This window comes from Arthrobacter sp. Y3223164 (assembly GCF_059091005.1).
This window is the reverse complement of sequence record NZ_JBNHGF010000655.1, coordinates 1-967: the sequence shown is the minus strand read 5'-3', so window position 1 is coordinate 967 and position 967 is coordinate 1. Positions and strand designations below refer to the sequence as shown.

General features: G+C 73.0%; 2 protein-coding genes. Both read right to left on the bottom strand.

Features of this window, described 5'->3' with window-relative positions; genetic code table 11:
- A partial coding sequence (locus AC5RUJ_RS17185) for a serine dehydratase beta chain (RefSeq protein WP_494156359.1) occupies nucleotides 1-528 on the bottom strand: 528 nt, incomplete at its 3' end.
- Nucleotide 529: 1 nt separating this feature from the next.
- Nucleotides 530-967: sarcosine oxidase subunit gamma (locus AC5RUJ_RS17180; protein WP_494156358.1), on the bottom strand; the 438-nt coding region annotated here is incomplete at its 5' end.

The following is a 967-nucleotide window of genomic DNA, read 5'->3' as shown; positions in this document are numbered from 1 at the left end:
TCCTATCTCCCCCGCCCCGGCGTCGCGCGCAGCCTCTTCCGCCGCACGTTCGGCCTCCTCGGCGGTGACGACGAACCCGCCGCCCACCGAGTAATAGGAGGACGCACGCAGCGGTGAGCCGCCGGCGTCGTACGCCGTGAAGGTCATCCCGTTCGGGTGCGCCGGCAGCGAGCGGCGGCGGTGCAGCACCACGTCGGAAGCAGGGTCGAACTCCACCGGGTGCGTGCCGGCGAGGCTCAGCTTCCGCGCGGCCGCCGCCTCCTGCACCTGCGCGTCCGCGGCATCCGGATCAACGGTTTCCGGGTCCTCGCCCTGCAGGCCCAGGATCACGGCCTTGTCCGACCCGTGGCCGGCCCCGGTGGCACCGAGCGAGCCGAACAGCTCCGACTTCACCCGGGCCACCGACTCCAGCAGCCCGTCCGCGGCCAGTGACGCGGCAAACTGCCGGGCGGCCCGCATGGGGCCCACCGTGTGAGACGACGACGGCCCGATGCCGATCGAAAACAGGTCCAGCGCGCTCAGTGCCATCTCAGTCCACCTCGGGCGAGGCAAACTCCGTCATGGCGTCCAGCAGCCAGCGCGCGGTGTAGTCCGCGAACGAGGCCCGCGGCATGATCCGGTAGACCTGGCCGCCGTCCCGCTCCGCGGTCTGCCACAGCAGCACCGGCACCGGGCCCAGCTGGGTGGTGATCGCCGTGCCCGGACCGAACGCCCGCGGGTGCAGGTCCGCGTGGCAGCCCTTCTCCAGCACCAGCCTGGCCGAGGGTCCGGAAAGTTCCAGCGTGGTGCGGTTCGCGGACAGGTCGACGACGGCGCCCGGCTCCCCGCCGAGCGCGGCGGTCAGGTCAGCCGTGGCGTCCGTGCCTTCGGGGCCGACCAGCAGGAACTCGTCCGGCCCCAGCCACAGGATGGCGGTCGAGTCCGCGCTACCGGAAACCTGGCCGTGGCCGGCCGGCAACGGCAGACC